This is a genomic window from Arthrobacter monumenti, assembly GCF_054511255.1.
Map to the genome: position 1 here is coordinate 204,661 of NZ_JBTNCY010000007.1, position 13,160 is coordinate 217,820.

The 13,160-nt window shown below is 62.5% G+C and carries 15 protein-coding genes and 1 tRNA gene; 9 read left to right on the forward strand and 7 right to left on the reverse strand.

Going from position 1 to position 13,160, the window contains the following annotated elements; translation table 11 throughout:
• Positions 1-21: 21 nt before the first annotated feature.
• Positions 22-1,269: an MFS transporter gene (locus ACX80B_RS12310; RefSeq protein WP_459296499.1), complete on the reverse strand. Its 1,248-nt coding sequence runs from the start codon at positions 1,267-1,269 to the stop codon at positions 22-24.
• Positions 1,270-1,397: 128 nt separating this feature from the next.
• Between ACX80B_RS12310 and ACX80B_RS12315 the strand changes: the two genes are divergently transcribed.
• Positions 1,398-1,874, forward strand: a complete 477-nt coding sequence (locus ACX80B_RS12315; RefSeq protein WP_459296501.1) for an Lrp/AsnC family transcriptional regulator — start codon at positions 1,398-1,400, stop codon at positions 1,872-1,874.
• A gap of 5 nt (positions 1,875-1,879) precedes the next feature.
• Here the strand turns inward: ACX80B_RS12315 and ACX80B_RS12320 are convergent, their stop codons facing one another.
• Positions 1,880-2,332: a DUF1801 domain-containing protein gene (locus ACX80B_RS12320; RefSeq protein WP_459296503.1), complete on the reverse strand. Its 453-nt coding sequence runs from the start codon at positions 2,330-2,332 to the stop codon at positions 1,880-1,882.
• A 188-nt stretch (positions 2,333-2,520) separates the two neighbouring features.
• On the opposite strand from ACX80B_RS12320, the gene ACX80B_RS12325 reads away from it, so the two are divergent.
• Positions 2,521-3,399: an alanyl-tRNA editing protein gene (locus ACX80B_RS12325; protein ID WP_459296505.1), complete on the forward strand. Its 879-nt coding sequence runs from the start codon at positions 2,521-2,523 to the stop codon at positions 3,397-3,399.
• Positions 3,400-3,401: 2 nt separating this feature from the next.
• On the opposite strand, the gene ACX80B_RS12330 is transcribed toward ACX80B_RS12325, so the two are convergent.
• From ACX80B_RS12330 to ACX80B_RS12345, 4 genes are all read right to left on the reverse strand, one after another.
• Positions 3,402-4,637: an RNA polymerase sigma factor gene (locus ACX80B_RS12330; protein WP_459296507.1), complete on the reverse strand. Its 1,236-nt coding sequence runs from the start codon at positions 4,635-4,637 to the stop codon at positions 3,402-3,404.
• A gap of 24 nt (positions 4,638-4,661) precedes the next feature.
• Entirely contained in the window at positions 4,662-5,084 is a 423-nt protein-coding gene (locus ACX80B_RS12335; RefSeq protein ID WP_459296509.1) for a YciI family protein, read from the reverse strand.
• Positions 5,085-5,190: 106 nt separating this feature from the next.
• The gene (locus tag ACX80B_RS12340) at positions 5,191-5,988 is read right to left on the reverse strand and encodes an alpha/beta fold hydrolase (protein WP_459296511.1); all 798 of its coding nucleotides are present in this window, start codon (positions 5,986-5,988) and stop codon (positions 5,191-5,193) included.
• An 83-nt stretch (positions 5,989-6,071) separates the two neighbouring features.
• Positions 6,072-7,199 carry a class I SAM-dependent methyltransferase gene (locus ACX80B_RS12345; RefSeq protein ID WP_459296513.1) on the reverse strand — a complete coding sequence of 376 codons (1,128 nt, stop codon included), beginning with the start codon at positions 7,197-7,199 and terminating at the stop codon, positions 6,072-6,074.
• Positions 7,200-7,275: 76 nt separating this feature from the next.
• On the opposite strand from ACX80B_RS12345, the gene ACX80B_RS12350 reads away from it, so the two are divergent.
• The 4 genes from ACX80B_RS12350 (at position 7,276) to ACX80B_RS12365 (ending at position 9,671) form a co-directional block, all read left to right on the forward strand.
• A complete protein-coding gene (locus ACX80B_RS12350; protein ID WP_459296515.1) occupies positions 7,276-7,599 on the forward strand; it encodes a hypothetical protein in 324 nt (107 codons plus the stop codon).
• 2 nt (positions 7,600-7,601) lie between these two features.
• A complete protein-coding gene (locus ACX80B_RS12355) occupies positions 7,602-8,393 on the forward strand; it encodes a nitroreductase family protein (RefSeq protein WP_459296517.1) in 792 nt (263 codons plus the stop codon).
• A gap of 71 nt (positions 8,394-8,464) precedes the next feature.
• Positions 8,465-8,758, forward strand: a complete 294-nt coding sequence (locus ACX80B_RS12360) for a hypothetical protein (protein WP_459296519.1) — start codon at positions 8,465-8,467, stop codon at positions 8,756-8,758.
• Positions 8,759-8,975: 217 nt separating this feature from the next.
• On the forward strand, positions 8,976-9,671 hold the full coding sequence (locus ACX80B_RS12365; protein WP_459296521.1) for a hypothetical protein: 696 nt from the start codon (positions 8,976-8,978) through the stop codon (positions 9,669-9,671).
• A 335-nt stretch (positions 9,672-10,006) separates the two neighbouring features.
• Here the strand turns inward: ACX80B_RS12365 and ACX80B_RS12370 are convergent.
• Positions 10,007-10,082 (reverse strand) — tRNA-Ala (locus tag ACX80B_RS12370).
• Positions 10,083-10,227: 145 nt separating this feature from the next.
• On the opposite strand from ACX80B_RS12370, the gene ACX80B_RS12375 reads away from it, so the two are divergent.
• Genes ACX80B_RS12375 through ACX80B_RS12385 form a run of 3 tightly spaced genes read left to right on the forward strand, consistent with a single transcriptional unit; the run spans position 10,228 to position 13,135 of the window.
• The gene (locus ACX80B_RS12375) at positions 10,228-10,845 is read left to right on the forward strand and encodes a hypothetical protein (protein ID WP_459296523.1); all 618 of its coding nucleotides are present in this window, start codon (positions 10,228-10,230) and stop codon (positions 10,843-10,845) included.
• Complete coding sequence (locus tag ACX80B_RS12380; protein ID WP_459296525.1) at positions 10,845-12,470, forward strand: sensor histidine kinase; 1,626 nt, start codon at positions 10,845-10,847, stop codon at positions 12,468-12,470. The genes ACX80B_RS12375 and ACX80B_RS12380 overlap by 1 nt, the downstream gene beginning before the upstream one ends.
• Entirely contained in the window at positions 12,467-13,135 is a 669-nt protein-coding gene (locus ACX80B_RS12385) for a response regulator transcription factor (RefSeq protein ID WP_459296527.1), read from the forward strand. The genes ACX80B_RS12380 and ACX80B_RS12385 overlap by 4 nt, the downstream gene beginning before the upstream one ends.
• Positions 13,136-13,160 lie beyond the last annotated feature (25 nt).

The following is a 13,160-nucleotide window of genomic DNA, read 5'->3' on the forward strand; positions in this document are numbered from 1 at the left end:
GCCGGCCGCAGGAGAAGGTTCTTAGCCGCGCGCGGCGGGCCGGACGGCCTTTCGCGCCGCTGTGCCCGCCAGCACGAGGCACATCAAGGCGATGGTCGCAGCGAACCCGTTCACCGCCGTCGGAAGTCCCCATGCTCCGGCGGCAGCGCCGAGTCCGATGACCGGCACGGCGCTGCCCAGATAAGTGATGACATAAACCGTACTGATGATCTGCGCGTGCCGCCCGGATTCGATGCTGTTCGCCACCTCGTTGAACACGACCCGGAACGCTGCGCCTTGACACACTCCAGCGGCAAGGCTGGCACCGATCAGCAGCGGGACGCTGTCCAGCACTCCGGCAGCGGCAACCAGGAGAACTGCCACCCCCATCCCGGCCAGTCCGACCGGAACGAGGAAACGTCCGCGCAGGGCCAACAACTGGCTGATGGCGGAGCTGCCCAGCACCAGCGCGGCCAGCAAACCGATCACCGGACGGGAGGACGTGCCGGCGATCTGGGCGAAATAGGTCGGAGCCAGGGACAGAAAGAAACCGAAAACGGCGAAGCTGGTGAACCCGACGAGCGACGCCATCCAGAACTGGCTGCGCGCTTCACGGGAAATGGACGGCTTCCGGGGCTTCAGGGTCGCCATCGCACGCCCGGACTCGGCCGGATTGATCGCCGGTCGGGCCTTTAGAAGCAACAGCGGAACCAGCAAAACAATCATCGCGACCGAATGAATCACGAACGGCGTTTGGACAGGAGATGGCAGGGTCGACAGGACTCCGCCGATCGCCGGCCCCGCCGCCACGCCTCCGGCTGACACCAGCAGGGTGAACCGGGAAGACCACTCGGGATGCCGCGGCAACAGTTCGCGCAGTGACGCCGCGCTGGCGCCGGTGGCCAGTGCAACGGCGGCCCCCTGCAGCGCCCGGCCAGCCGCCAGTTGGAAGAGGTCGGTGGCGTTGGCGAACACCATCCCGCCGGCCAGTGCGATGACGATGGCGACGGTGAGCGCGGCGCGCCGGCCAATATGGTCGGACCAGTGGCCAACAAGCATCAGCCCGGTCACCAGACTCAACACGTAGCTGGAGAAGGCGATCGTGACATCCAGGGAACTGAGGCCCATCTGTGCCTGCAGCAGCGGATAGAGCGGCGTGGCAAGGTTCGCCCCGATCAACAGCATCGACAGCACGACGCCGGAGAGCGCCAGGCGCATCCGGACCGAGGCGTCCCAGCCCCATTGCTGTGTCATAACCGGCCGCATCCGCAGCTCGCTCAGTACCGTCATCTTCACCCCATCCGTGTCTCAATATCCTCTCTATAGTGAGACATCGATGATCGATTGGACGTAGAGTTGGCCCAGGATTGATCAAATTACGCAAAACACGATTTGGCGACTGCAATGGAGTGATCGCGATGAGCAAACTCGACATGATGGACCGCAGATTACTGCTGGAATTGATCAAGGATCCAAGGGCGCAGATCGGCGAACTCAGCGAAACACTCGGCATTGCCCGCAATACCGCCCAAACCAGGATCAAGCGGCTCCTCCGCTCGGGAATCCTGCGCAATGGTGGCAGGGAAATCGATTTGGAATCGCTGGAGTACGACGTCGTTGCTTTCGTGACGATCGAAGTCAACCACCGCGAGCTCGATGGAGTTATTGCGGCCTTGCGGACCCAGGCGCAAGTGCTGGAGGTGTATGAAATCGCTGGCCGGGGAGATATCTGGTGCCGGGTTGCTGCCACTGATACGCATCATCTGCAGAGCGCGTTACGGTTTATCCTCCGGATCAAGGGGGTGTTGCGGACGGAGACCGAACTCGTGCTGCACGAGCACATCCCGTACCGCGCACAGCCTCTGCTCACCGGAATGGCGGAGCCCGCTGGCTAAGCTCCTTAGCGCTGCTTTGCGGAGGTGTAGATGTCGAGGAAATCGCGCAGGGAGATCCGCCGCACGAGCTCGGCGATCAGCGCATAGGGAATCTGATCCATCTTCTTGAACCGGATGCAGCTCTTACCCATGTCCAGCTTGTACCCGGTCTCCTTGTACGCGTTCTGAAACCACTGCAAGGCCGCCGGATCGGCATAGAGACCCATGTGGTAGAGCGCGATGTAGTTTTTCTGGTTACCCAAAGCGAGGAATGGCACCGGCTTTTTCGGGTCGCAATGGTACCCCTCAGGATGGATCGAATGCGGGATGACCCAGTTGGGCATCCCGTATTCAATCACCTCTTCAAAATCCGGGTCGATGTTCTGCCGGATCGTTGTGAGCAGCTCCTGGAAGGCCGGTTGCCGGTCCTCCGGCAGCTTGGCTGCATAGTCCTCGACGGAATCTGCTTCGATGTGCACTATTACTCCCCATCCTGTGCCGGCCGCTGGTTTCCCTGGTTCCGGATGCCGGCGCGGCTTTGATGGATCCAACCTTACTGGTTCGACTGGACCGGGGAAGCAGGCTCATCGCGGGTACCGGAGAAGGCGATAATCTGGAGACTCTGCAACGCTAGGCTGGCTCCCCGCCCCCAATCTGAAGGACCTTCGTGACACTTCCCTCTGAACCGACAATCGTCACCTATCCCGACGGCGAAACCAGGGGAACCGCCATCGTGCGTCATCTTGCCGACCGAGGTGACGGCACCACCGCTGTCCTGCTCAATGCCACACCGTGTCACCCGGTCGACGCCGGCTGGCCGGACCAGGGACCGGACCGGGCCACCATCCGCCACAACGATACGGAACTGGCGGTTATCGACTGTGTTGTCGCAGCGACTGACGGAACCGAGCTGTTCACCGGCCCCGAAATCCCGGTAAAAAAGGGCACCGAGGGATGGACTTTCGCCGTCGCCCACATTGTCGACGACGGCGCGGCACTGGCTGAGGGCAACGAGGTGGACGTTGTGGTTGACGAGGGCTACCGGATGGCGCTCTCGACCGGGCACACCGCCTGCCACGTGGCTTCGCTGGCGCTGAACAAGGCGATGGCCGGCCGTTGGAAAAAGGAAGTCCGCGAAGATGGGCTGGGCACACCGGACTTCGACGGGCTCGCTATTGACGCGTCGAAGGTCGCCGAAAACGGTTCCGTCGACACCTACCGGCTCGGCAAGTCACTTCGGCGCAAGGGCTTCATCGTCGACGGATTGCAGCAGGACCTGCCGGCCATCGAGGACGCCGTCAATGCGGCCCTGGTCGAATGGGTCGGCACCCGCGCCGCGGTCCGGATTGACCGCGACGGCGAGACCCTCACCGACCGGCGCTTCTGGGTCTGTGAACTTCCCGAACAGACGGTGAGTATTCCGTGTGGCGGCACGCATCTGAAATCGCTGGCCGAGGTCTCGTCGCTGCAAGTCTCGTTATCCACCGAAGATGTTGACGGCACCGCTGTGCTGCGCATGGCGACGACGGCGACGCCCGCTCCTTGATGCTACTTGCCCCTGATCGAGTCCGCCTTGGCCCGCAGGACGGCTCTCTCGCGCTCATTGGCCGTGAGCCCGGCAGCAGTAAGCAGCTCGGAACGGGCTTCAACGATCCGTCCGAGCCGGGCGAGCAATTCGCCGCGGACACTCGGCAGCAGGTGTGAGCCGCGCAGGACGCCCTGAGACTCAAGTTGGTCGACGATACGCAGCGCGCTTTCCGGACCTGTGGCCATGGACACCGCGACAGCCCGGTTGAGCTCGACGACGGGGCTGGGAGCGATACGACCCAGCGCCTCATAGAGCAGCACGATGCGGTCCCAGTCGGTGTCGTCGAAGGTTGGAGCGAGTGCGTGGCATTGGGCAATGGCCGCCTGGAGCGAGTAGCTGCCGCGGCCTCGTCCCACAGCATCGGCGCGGTTGAGCGCTGCTTGGCCGCGGCCAATCTGGTTGCGGTCCCATCGCGAGCGGTCCTGGTCGGCCAGCAGTATCGGACTGCCGTTGCTGGCGACCCGGGCGGCGAACCGTGAAGCTTGAAACTCCATCAGTGCCACGAGACCATGCGCTTCAGGTTCGCGCGGCAGCATTCCCGCCACCACCCGCCCCAGCCGGAGCGCCTCGTTGGCGAGCTCAGTACGGATCCAGCGGTCGCCGGCTGTGGCGGCGTACCCTTCGGTGAATATCAAATAGACGACGCCGAGGACTGCTCCCAGCCTGGCGCTCCACTCATTGGGGTCGGGGACCTCGAACGGAACCCGCGCCGCCGAGAGGGTCTTCTTCGCCCGGACGATGCGCTGCTGGACTGTCGCTACCGGCACGAGCAGCATGCGGGCGATCTCCTCTGTGGTGAGCCCGCCGACGACACGCAGTGTCAGCGCAACCTGCGCCTCACGTGAGAGCACCGGATGGCAGGCCGCAAAGATCAATCGCAGGACGTCGTCGGGAATCGGCTGCCATTCATCCTCGGCTGCTTCCTCAAGGTCGTAGGCGATGGCGCGGTACCGCTCATCCAGGCGTTCACGCCGCCGCCACCCGTCAATGGCCTTGCGCTTGGCCACAGCCGTGAGCCAGGCGCCCGCATTCCGCGGAACACCTGACTCCGGCCATTGGCTCAGCGCATCCACCAAGGCCTCCTGGGCGAGATCCTCCGCCAGGCCGACGTCGCCAGTCATCTTGGCAAGGGTGGCGACGATGCGGGCGCCCTCAATCCGCCAAATGGCGTCCAGCGTGGCTTGGATGTTGGTCATCAGCCATTCCTGACGATCAGCCGGTCACTTGGTGCCGAGCTGTTCGCGCCACTCGCTTTCCTTCTTCACGTACTCATTGTCAGCGAAATCTTCGAAGTCACTCTCGTCAGTCACGCGGCGGACCTCCAGCTTGCTGCCCGGGCCGAGGGGCGCGCGGCTCGCCCATTCGGCGGCCTCCTCCTTGCTCGAGACCTGGATAATCCAGAAACCGTTGAACAGCTCATGGGTTTCCCCGTACGGGCCGTCCGTGACGATCGGCTGCTCGGCGTCAAAATCGACGACGAAGCCCTCATCGGCGTCGGACAATCCTTCACCCGCCAGCAGCACCCCTGCCTTAATCATCGACTCGTTGTACTGGCCCATCGCGTTGATGATCTGTTCGAAGTCCACGTCCTTGTAGGCCTCCGCTGCCGCCGCTGTTGCCCGCATAATCAGCATGTATTTCATGATGTTCTCCTTGTTCAGGAAGGCGCCGGATGCGTCCCTCTACTAAAGCGTCGAACGAAACAGTCCCGGATCGACATCTCCATAGAGAAAATTATCGGCCAGGACATTACAGAGCCGCTACAGCGACTTTTGCGAACGCGGCGAGTTCGGCCGCCATAGGCGCCGGTTCCCAAGTGTGCTGTGCTCCCGGCATTTCCTTCTTCGCCGCGTTGGGCAGTACTTGGACGATGCGTTCGGCCGCCGTCGTCATTTCCGGGAAAGTCTCGGTTCCATACATGGCCAGCGCCGGCACACGGATACCACCGAGGCTCCGCTCCTCAAGTCCGGCCACCGCCCACGCCATGGATTGTGCGTCGGCGCGCGTACTGACGACCCCTGCGGCAATTTGCGGCCATTCCGGCGATGCTTTCGCTCCAGCCAACCATTCCGGCGGCATGTCCTTCATGTAGTGCTCCTTCGCGCCTTCGAAATCGCCGGCGTCGATGAGCCGCTCTATTTCGTCGGACCACGCCTGGGTTTCGGCAGCACTGCCTGCCAGCGGAGCTTCCCACAGCGCAAGGCCTTCGACCGGCAAGCCCTCAGCGGCTGCCTTAAGCGAGATGGAACATCCGGAAGAGTGCCCGCAGAGCACGGCGGAACCGCCGACGACGTCGAGCAGGGCAGCGATGGCGTCGAGTTCGCGTTCAAGAGTCAGCGGCCCTTCAGCGGCGCTTTCACCGCGGCCCAGCCGGTCAAAGACCAGCGTCGTCACGCCGTGCTCTGCCGCCCGTTTGGCGGTTTCGGTGGTCGACTGGTCGGTGGCGCGGAACGGGCCGGCGCCCGCCACGAAGATAATCGCCGGGCCGGAACCATAAAGGTCATAGGCGACCCGGTCGCCGCGGGCTGTAGTGGTGAATTCCGTCATCTTGTTTCTCCTCAGGCCGTGATTCGAAGTGCGTGAAATATCCAACACAGTAAAGACGGATCGGCCAGACGAAACTCATCGGCTCAGCGGCGGACGCTGCGGGTCACGGTGAATTTGGGATTGCGCCCCAGTTGTTCCGTGGGTCCGACCGTCTTCTCCAGCCCCGGCCGATAGCGCAGGTGCGAGTTATACACCGTCCACAATTCGCCGCCGGGGCGCAGCACCCGGGCTGCGGCATCGAACAGTTTCAAAGCTGCTCCGGCATGGACCGACGCCCCAATATGGAATGGCGGATTGCAGACGACCAGGTCCGCCGACGCATCGTCGAATGAGGACATCGCATCATCCCGGACGGCGCGAATCTGCGCCGACAATCCGTTGGCCTCGGCCGTCGCCGCCGCCGAATCCACGGCTGCCGCAGATTGGTCCGTCGCGATCACTTCCAGCCCGGGTTTGAGCCTGGCCAGTTCCGCCGCAATCAGACCGGTGCCGCAGCCCAAATCGACGGCGATGCCGGACTCCATACCGATTTGCGGCAGGAATTCCAATAAAAACCGGGTTCCGAGGTCGACCTTGGTACCCGCGAACGCCGCACCATGGGCATAGATCCAGAGGCCAAGCTCCGGGTGGAATTGCCGCGCTGGGTAATCAGAGGGGCCCTCGGGCCGCTGGACCTCTCTGGCCGTCAGCACACGCGCCTTCCGTTTGCCCAGACCTGCCCGCACCGAACCGAAATGCCGCTTCAGCACATCGTTCATCGCCAGACTCATGTGCTTGACCTGCCCGCCGGCATAGAGAACGACGTCGTCCGCAGCGTAGCGTGCCACGGCGTCGGCAATTTCGGCGAGCGCTTCGAGACTGCGGGGCAGCTGGAGCAGCACGATCCGCGCGCCCATCAGCAACTCCTCCCCTAATCCGGAGTGCCTGTAATCGACATCCGGACCAAGCCGCTGGGCGTTGCTGTCCAGCGCCAGTTCGCCTGTGATGCTGTCCTGATGGACGCGGATTTCCCCGGGATTGAGCATCGTGGCCGCCCCAAGCGTCAGTGCACCGTAGCGGTCACCGATGATCACGACGTCGTTATCGCCAGCCACCTCCAGGTCAGCGGCTGCTTCCGCCAGGAGAAGCCGGTCTGCGGCGTCGGAAGCGAAGAGATTGTCCGCCTGGACATCCGGAAACCGGCTGAGTTCGTCGAAGGAAAACTCTGCCATCTATCCGTCTCCTTCCCGCTCGCCCGTTCCTGCCTGTGAAAGACTACAGCCAGTATCTACCGGGGGCAGGCTCGTGATGACGTCGTTTTTCTGGGTGGCGGTGGCCTCGGCGAGTTATGCCGCGAGCTGCGGCCTGGGCGCCGTCGTCAAATTCCGGCTGTTTGATTCCAGCCGCGTCCACTGGCTCCATCACGCGTTCTATATCTGTACGTTCATCCTCACCGCGCTGGCTGTTTCCACCGTTTTCTGGATACCGGGAACGGCCGGCTGGTACTTGCTGCCGGGGCTGCTTCCACTTGCCGCCATTCCCTATATCAGTTCCCACTCGAACAACCACGTGTACCTCGCCCTCAGTGCGGCGCCGTTCTATATTGTCAGTCTCATCGTCTCCTGGAGGTAAAAATGGAGTTCCTCGACGTCATCCGTGGCCGCAAGACAACCAATGGACCGTTCCTGCCGGATCCGGTTTCCGAGGAGCATCAGCGGCTGCTCCTGACTGCCGCAGGGATGGCGCCATCCCAGTTGAACAGCCAGCCGTGGCGGTTCGTGGTGATCGAGGACCGCGGCACCATTGACAAGATCGCCGAAATCAGCGGCGAAAGCATGACCCAGGTGATGGCGGAGGGTACGTTCTTCGAACGGTACAAGCGCTACTTCCGCTTCAGCGAGGAGGAAATGGACGAGCGGCGGGACGGCATGCTTTTCGACCAGCTGCCTTCGCTGCTCAGGCCTTTCACCAAGCGGGTGTTCACGCCGTCGGGTCAGACCCTAATGAACAAGCTGCGCGTTCCGCAGAAGCTGGGAGCCGATAACCGGAAGCTCGTTGAAGGATCACCGCTGCTGCTGGGCGTGCTCCTGGACCGGGGCGAATACCGGCCGAACCAGCTGTCCGGGTTTTACTCGGTGTTCAGCATGGGTGCGGCGATGGAGAATCTGTGGTTGACCACGGTGGAACTGAAGATGGGCATCCAGTTCGTGTCCTTCCCGATGGAAGTGCCGGAAAACTGGGCAAAGATTGTTGAACTGCTGGAGGTGCCGGATGAGCTGGAGCTGATGGCGGTCTACCGGCTTGGCTACCTCCCGGCGGAGCAGCGCCGGCCGGCTATCGACTGGTCCAGCCGGCAACGGAAACGCCCCTCGCAGTACGTCTTCCGGGGCACCTGCGCCACGCCGCAAAGCGGATGGGACGACTGACACAGGCGCAAATATTCGACACGCTGCCGGGTTTTACGAATTTTGTCGGTAGGGCGCAGTACGTTGGCCTCATGATGCGAACGAACACCGCCACAGCAAGCACGGCTGCCGACCAGCGGATTCAGCAGGGCGGCAGGTATTCCATCGAGGAGCTGAAAATCCTGGCTGACCAGGGCAGCGCCTGGGCCATGGAAAAGGTCGACGAATGGGAACAGCGCTACGCCGATATCTATTCGGGAGACCTTTCGGATCTCTGCGAAGATCAGGACTGCGAGCACTACGGCGAGCCCGTGAACATCTGCTGCGACGCCAACGGCAACCTTCTGGAGATCGACCACGGCAACTGGAGCCACCGGGCTGCTTAGGCGACCTCTAAGGGGTTCCTTCCTTCTCGTTGGCGGTTCATCCAACCGGGGCATGGTTTAGCGTGACCGAAGTCCGTTTCTCATCCACCCTTGCCAGGAAGTAATAGATGACTTTGGACTCTAGAGCCTGCCGGTCAGCAAGGCGCAAACTCAGATGGTAATGGAGCATTTTTCCACTACACGGAATTAAGCCAGTCCGAAGGAAAAGTGCTTCAAGATGAACTCCCAAACCACAACAAACTGGATCCGGGCCGGTCTGATTGCCCTGCCCGTATATGGCCTGCTGACCGCATGGTCTTCATTCAAGCCCCAGCCTGATCAGACGACTGACCCCCAAGGCTGGGCAGAATTCGTCAGTTCATCCTCGTACCTCATCAGTCACCTGATCGGAAGTACGGGCGGAACTATCCTGGCAATCTTCGCGACTATTTCCTTAGGCGCCTACCTGGCCGGCGGCAAGAGCGGCCGACTGGCACTCGCGGCGATGGTGGTCGCGGCTGCCGGCCATGCACTGTTGCTGGTTCCGGCCGTGATCTCGACCTTCGCTACACCCGCGCTCGGCAGGGCGTACCTTTCAGGAATATCAGGCGTCATGCAGGTGGAATTCTCCGACGCCATGACGTTGACCTTCATGCTGGGGCTCCTGCTCGCACTTGTCGGCAACCTGTTCCTGGGTGTGGCTATTTGGCGCTCCGGCAGCCTGCCCCGGTGGGCCGGGGCATCATGGATAGCGGCGACGCTGGTTTTCTACGTCCTGGGCGTAGTCCTGGGAATGGCGACCACCGGTGCCAGCCTGCCGACGCAATCCATCGGGGCTCTGCTCATTGCAGTTAGTGGCGGATGGATCGCGTCTAGCACCTTCCACCGGAATCCTGTGGTTTTGCCAACCCTCCAGGCTCAAACGGGCTCGTAGCGATGTCCGCGTTGCGGATAAACCGCACGGTGACTACTTCGTCGCTCGAATTGCTTACGATGTGGATCTTCCAGCCGAGCCGTTCCTCATCGCTGCCACCCTCATCGGATTGCTTTTGCCCACAGTCGCTATCACTTGGATAACTGACGGGGCGGAGGGACTGCGGGTACTCCGGCGTCGGACACTAGCGTTCAAAGTGCAGGTCCGGTGGTATCCTGCTCACCATAGTGGGCGTGCCACTATCACGCGGGGCCATCTCGGGCTCGCAACCCGGTAACGGGACCCGGGAGCGCCACTGGTCCAGACCCTCCGGGCTAAACTGCATGAACGAATCATGGTGGAGCTACGGGGATTCGAACCCCGGACCTTCTCATTGCGAACGAGACGCGCTACCAACTGCGCCATAGCCCCTTGGAATCTCTAGGCTACATCGGCAGGCGGGGTCGATGCCATATGGCGCCGGTCACAGGCCCCTTTGGGCCTCCGGTAGCCAGGACTGCACAGATCGTTGTAGTTTTCTCACAAACGTCTCATTATCGGGCAGCATAATAGTTGTATGGAGCACTCGCGCTGGGGCAAGGCAGCCTTCGCCGGCGTCTCAACGGCCGGCGCGCTCGTCGCTGCCCTGCTGGTTGCAGGAACGTTTCAAGGGCCCGGGCCCGTCGATCTCGGTGAATCCATCACCGTCTCGACATCTCCATCGCCGCAGGCGAGCGCCACACCGAAGCCCACCGCCGAAGATAAAGATTCCGGCCAGTCCCCTCCCTCCCCGACGTCGAGCCCGACTCCCGATCCGAAACCGGAGCCTAAGCCAAAACCGACGGCACAGACGCCCGTTCCCGTCCAGCCCGCAGAGCCGGAGTCGCTGGACGATGATGATGACGACGACGGCGATGATCATGGCGGGGACCGCGACGAGGGTCTCAGTGATGACGGCCCGGACGACTCAAGCGAGGACGACTCAAACGAGAGCGGCACCGGCGACGACAGCAATGACAGGGCCCAAGACCGTGATTCCGCCGAGGATGCCAGGGACGCAAGGGAGGACCGCAGGGACGACCTGGCAGACGCTAAAGAGGATCGAGTCGACGACCGCGCTGATAGGCAGGAAAGGGATGACAGCGGCGGCGATCGCGACGAGGATGAGGACCGCGAAGAAGGTGATGACGGCTAATGGAAGCGATTAGGCAGCGTTGGCGCAGGCCCCTGACAGTCCGAGCCCGTGTGCTCGCCGCCGTCATGTCACTGGTAACGGTCGGACTGATTGTTGCGGGTGGTACCGCGTATTTGCTGCAGCGCAATCAAGTTGATGAGATCATCAACGACTCCCTCGGCCGCTCGGTGACCGAGTTCCGCGCGCTGGCGGAGGACGGCATTGACCCGTCCACGCTGGAAAGATTCACCACCGCCGACGGACTGGTTTCGGTCGCCATGCAGCGGACGGTTCCGGCCCGGAATGAAGGCATGCTCGGGTTCAGCGCCGGTGAACTCCGGTTTGTCGCCCCCGCCCCCGTTCCCGTGCGGCTTGAAGACGACACCGAACTCGTCAACTGGATCGAGGCGTACGACCCCCAGGACACCATCCGGATCCAAACCGTGGAAACATCCACCACCGACTATCGAATGGTGGTCGTTCCGGTCCAGCTCTCCTCCGACCCCACACCTGGACTGTTCGTCCTTGCCTTCGACCGCAGTGCCGAACTCAGCCGGATCAATGAGACGTTCTTTACGTACTCTCTCGTGGGCCTGGGCTCCCTGTTGCTGATCTCCGTCGTCAGCTGGCTGGTTGCCGGGCGGCTGCTTCGACCCATCCGCCTGGTCCGCGAAACCGCCCAACATATTGGCGAATCCGACCTCTCCCAGCGCATCCCTGTGACTGGAAATGACGATCTGTCGGAGCTGACGCGTACGGTCAATGCCATGCTGGACCGGCTGCAGAACGCCTTCGGCTCACAACGGCAGCTGCTTGACGACGTCGGCCATGAGTTGCGTACGCCAATCACCATTGTCCGTGGCCATATGGAGTTGCTGGATGTGAACGATCCGGAGGATGTCGGCTCGGCACAGACCATCGCGCTCGACGAACTCGACCGGATGCACCTGCTGGTCGACGATCTGGTGACCCTGGCCAATGTCGACCGGCCGGACTTTGTACGGGAGCAGGAGCTCGACGTCGGCAAACTCACCGACGACGTCCTCGACAAGGCACGGCCACTTGGCAAGCGTCGCTGGATTATTGACGCCCGCACCTCCCGGACCTGTTCGGTGGACCCTCGCAGAATCACCCAGGCCTGGCTGCAGCTGGCCGCGAATGCGGTGAAATTCTCGGAACCTGGTTCCACGATCGCCCTGGGTTCTCAGGTTGTTGACGACCGATTGAAACTGTGGGTCCGCGACGAAGGAATCGGTGTCGCCCCTGCGGACCAATCCCGGATCTTCGAGCGCTTCAACCGTGGCAGCCGGACGAGCCGCAGCGAAGGATCCGGACTGGGCCTGACCATCGTCAGCGCCATTGCGCGGGCGCACGGTGGTAGCGTCGGGCTGGAATCCGCGTCGGGTGTCGGTTCCATTTTCACTCTGGACCTGCCGGTCTTCCGCCACGCGGCGGAGGGCTCCAGGTCCGGGCTGTTCGCGGGACCGATTACCCAACAGATTCCCGTCCAAGCGCCGGGCAGCGCTGCCAAAGGACAGCCGGCCAAACTGGAACGTTCCACGCAGGCAACAGAACGGGTGTCTGTTCCGATTAAGCCCGACCGCCAACCAGATTCCGCCGTTTCAGATCGAGAGAGAGCCCGATGAGCCAGATCCTCCTTATTGAAGACGAAGACCGGATTAGCTCCTTCGTCGCCAAGGGATTGCGCTCAGCTGGATATGTGCCAACGGTGGCCAGCACCGGCCGTGAGGGATACGACCTGGCCCAAACAGGTGACTTCGAACTGATCGTGCTCGACCTCGGATTGCCGGATCAGGACGGGTTTACCGTGCTGCGGCGGCTGAGGGAAAACCGGAACAACAGTCCGGTCATCATCCTGACGGCGCGCAGCTCTGTCGACGACACCGTCGCAGGGCTGGAGGGCGGCGCCGATGACTACATGGCCAAGCCGTTCCGGTTCGAAGAGCTTCTCGCCCGGATCCGGCTCCGGCTTCGGGTCGACAGCAACAGCGGTGAAACCACCACGCTGACCCACGGCAAGCTCAAGCTTGACCTCCGCACGCGGCGGGCCGCCGTCGACGGTCGGGAAATTGACCTCTCAGCCCGTGAATTCGCCTTGGCCGAGGCATTCCTGCGCAACCCAGGCCAGGTGCTGAGCCGTGAGCAGCTACTGTCCCGCGTCTGGGGTTACGACTTCGATCCGGGATCCAACGTCGTCGACGTCTACGTCCGCTACCTCCGCAACAAACTCGGTGCCGCCCATTTCGTCACCGTACGCGGCATGGGATACCGGCTGGTCGACGGCGAATAGCCGCATCCGGTGACCCGACGGCCGA